The organism is Streptomyces torulosus, from assembly GCF_001419765.1.
GTDB classification, from domain to species: domain Bacteria; phylum Actinomycetota; class Actinomycetes; order Streptomycetales; family Streptomycetaceae; genus Streptomyces; species Streptomyces torulosus.
In genome coordinates this window covers 5,883-9,203 of the sequence record NZ_LIRK01000790.1, presented here as the reverse complement: position 1 = coordinate 9,203, position 3,321 = coordinate 5,883, and the positions used below count along the sequence as shown (strand labels likewise).

Sequence of the window (3,321 nt, the reverse complement as noted above, 5' to 3'; positions counted from 1 at the left end):
GGGTGTGGGTGGGGGGCGGTTGTAGGCCAAAGCTCGTCTCCGGCCGCTCGGGCGACGGCTGGAACGGCGCCCCTTTCGCACCAGCAGGGGCATCCCAGGCCGCTGTGGCCGACGGCACCGCTTCCCGTTCCGGGTCAGATATGCCTGCTGCCACGAATGTGGAGGGGGTGGTGGCGGGAGGAGCAACGCTTGCGGATGCCGAAGGCGCGGTGGCGGTGGGAGCGGTGCTCGCGGATGGCGAAAGCGCGGTGGGAGTGGTGCTTGCGGGTACTGAAGGCGCGGTGGCGGGACGAGCAGCGCTCGCGGGTACTGAAGGCGCGGTGGCGGGAGGAGCAGTGCTCGCGGATGGCGAAAGCGTTGTGGCGGTGGGAGCGGTGCTCGCGGGTGCCGAAGGCGCGGTGTTGGTGGGACCGGTGCTCGCGGATGGCGAAGGCGTGGTGGCGGTGGGAGCAGTGCTCGCGGGTGCCGAAGGCGCGGTGTTGGTGGGACCGGTGCTCGCGGATGGCGAAGGCGTGGTGGCGGTGGGAGCAGTGCTCGCGGGAACAGGAGGGGCAGTACCTGCAGGAGCAACACTCGTCGAAAGGGAAGGGGCAGCGCCGACTCGGTCACCGTCCGCAGCAGGAGCAGAAGGCTCGACGGCGGCGAGCCCGTCCCCCGGGATCTCGACCTCGTCCCAGCCCGGGAGTTCGTCCGCCACCGGCTCGAACCGCCCTCTCGGCCGGGGTTCGAGCACAGGGGTGAGCCCGAGGGTCCGCTCCACCAGGTGGGTCAGGAATCCGCTCATCGGCTCACCAGTTCCAGGTACGCGGCGCGGCGCGCCGGGCTGAGGGCCAGCACCTCGGGCTCGGCCCAGCCGTAGGCGGTGGCCAGGACGTGCACCTGGTGCAGCAGGGCGACCGCCTGAGCCTGGACCTCGGCCCACAGCAGGGCGGGTATGTCCAGGGCCGCGGCAGTCTCCGCCCCGCAGTCGGGGCAGCCCGTACGGACGGTCACCGCGCCGCCCGGAGCTGCCTCCTCCATGGCCGCTTCCACCGCGGCGGCGGTCTCCTCGTCGAGGTCCTCGCCGCCGCTGGCCTCGGCCTGCACGCAGCGGGCGAGCAGCAGCCGTCTGCCCGCCACCGCGTCACGGCCCCGGAGCAGACGCAGGTCGCCGGTGCTGGGCAGCCGGAACCGCACCCCGGAGCCCGAGACCTCAGCCTCCAGCAGGGCGCCGGGCTCACGCCACGGCGTCCTGGGGAACGCGGTCAGGTCGAGGGGTACCTCGAGCTGTTCACCGCATCCGGTGCACCTCACGCATGCCTGGACGACCCCGCCCGTGAACCTGCCGAGGACATCGACGAGGAGCGCGTCACGGCTGCCCACGTCCGCCGACTCGGCCTGGTCGCGTGACAGCCCGGTCGCCGAGGCCAGCAGGGTCACGGCGCGGTCGAGCGTGTCCTCCCGTACCCCGCGCTCCCACGCGGTGATCGTCCAGGCCGGGTCGAGACCGCTCATCAGCCGGCGAAGGTGGGCTCTGTGGGCTCCGGGACGTCCACGTCGCGTTCCCAGCCCTCGTTCTCCAACTTGATGTGCTGGATGGCGACCGCGTTGGCGTTGGCGTCGAGTTCGGGCAGCGCCTGGTACTCGGACACCCAGCAGCGGAACACCTTGTAGGCGATGGCGAGTTGACCCGCCTCGTTGTAGACCTCGATCACGATGTCCTTGCGGAAGTCCTGCAGCGACAGCTCCGAGGCCAGTCCGGCGCCGTGCATGTGCACCTTGTTCGCCCACTGTTCGAAGTTCGGGTCGTGGGTGACCCCGCGTTCCAGAGTGATGGCGGCGTAGTCGGTGCGGCCCGGTGACTTGCGGCTGCTGCTGGGGTCCCCGCCGTCCCGGTGCGACACCACTTCCGTGGTGCGGGTGAGGGCGCCCACCTTGCTGACGCCTGCGACATAGCGACCGTCCCACCGCACACGGAACTTGAAGTTCTTGTACGGGTCGAAGCGCTGTGCGTTGACAGTGAACTGGGCCATTCTTGTCCGCTCTCGGTGTCTGTCAGGCCTGGGCCTGAGCGATCTGCTGTATCTGCAGCACCACGAACTCGGCGGGCCGCACCGGCGCGAAGCCGACGAGGATGTTGACCCGGCCTGCGTTCACGTCGTTCGGTGTGGTGGTCTCGCGGTCGCATTTCACGAAATAGGCGTCCCGCGCGGTGGTGCCCTGGAACGCGCCCTGCCGGAACAGGTTGTGCATGAACGCACCCAGGTTCAGCCTGATCTGCGCCCACAGCGGCTCGTCATTGGGCTCGAACACCACCCACTGGGTGCCGCGGAAAAGGCTCTCCTCGATGTGCAGGGCGAGCCGCCGGACCGGGAGGTACTTGTACTCGTCGCCCAGGTGGTCCGAGCCACGGAGGGTCCGCGCGCCCCACAGCACTGTGCCGGTGCCGGGGAACGTCCGCAGGCAGTTGATGCCGTGCGGGTTCAGCATGCCGTTCTCGGCGTCGGTGAGGTTCACCGCGAGGCCGGAGATCCCGGTGAGGGTCGCGTCGACACCGGCGGGGGCCTTCCACACTCCGCGCGTCGCGTCGGTGCGGGCGATGACTCCGGCGATCGCACCACAGCCGACGAACTCACCGATCCGGCCCTGGTTGGTCGGATCCGGTTGCATCAGCCGGGGGAAGTAGAGCACCGAGTTGCGGGCCGCCTCGCCGGTGAGATTGAGACTGTCCAGACTGCTCTTTTCGCCAGGAGGCCCGATGACCGCGTTGTCGACCTTCATGTCTCTGGGCGGGTCGACGATCAGCACTGCGCGGCGCTTCGCGCAGTAGGTCTGCGCCGCCTGGTAGACGAGAGGGTTGGTGTCGGTGTTCTCTTCCAAGGTCGGCGGGGGGATGCACAGCAGGTTGAACAGATCGACATGGTCCAGCGCGTAGAGCCCTTCGTGGTGCGACTCCTTGTCGGTCCCGATGTAGTCGGCTCGCCTCAGAGCAACTCCGTCCGTGCCCGGCTGGTCGACCATGACAGGGCTGTCGTCCGGGGGCAGGCTGAGAACGGTCGTGGCGGAGGGCGGCACTACCCGTACCAGTTGCGACTCGGCCAGGAGCACCTTGTCCATCCGCCGGGAGCTCTCGACCAGGGTGATGTTGCGGAAGACTTCCTGCGGACCCTCGTCACCAAGCTTGACAACCAGGTTGAAGAGGTCCGCCGGCTTCACCTTGAGTTGCTCGGCCACATCCTTGGTGATGTTCCAAGGTGTGCTGTGATCGACGGTCACCGTCAGGTTGTTGGCCCACTCTCCTTCGTCCACAGCCTCCAGGAAGAGGGGCTGCTGGCCTTCCGG

Annotated in this window: 3 protein-coding genes; all 3 read right to left on the bottom strand. The window is 68.9% G+C overall.

Features of this window, described 5'->3' with window-relative positions; genetic code table 11:
* Positions 1–780 precede the first annotated feature (780 nt).
* Positions 781–1,494: a hypothetical protein gene (locus tag AOK23_RS40000; RefSeq protein WP_055717335.1), complete on the bottom strand. Its 714-nt coding sequence runs from the start codon at positions 1,492–1,494 to the stop codon at positions 781–783.
* Positions 1,494–2,012 (bottom strand): phage tail protein, encoded by a 519-nt coding sequence (locus tag AOK23_RS39995; RefSeq protein WP_055717334.1) that lies wholly within the window; start codon positions 2,010–2,012, stop codon positions 1,494–1,496. The genes AOK23_RS40000 and AOK23_RS39995 overlap by 1 nt, the downstream gene beginning before the upstream one ends.
* Positions 2,013–2,034: 22 nt before the next feature.
* Positions 2,035–3,321, bottom strand: a 1,287-nt coding sequence (locus AOK23_RS39990) for a phage tail sheath family protein (RefSeq protein WP_107102981.1), incomplete at its 5' end; no start/stop codon positions are given.

Coding starts and splice junctions, on each gene's coding strand:
- AOK23_RS40000 (WP_055717335.1), bottom strand. CDS start 1,494: ATGAGCGGTCTCGACCCGGCCTGGACGATCACCGCGTGGGAGCGCGGG.
- AOK23_RS39995 (WP_055717334.1), bottom strand. CDS start 2,012: ATGGCCCAGTTCACTGTCAACGCACAGCGCTTCGACCCGTACAAGAAC.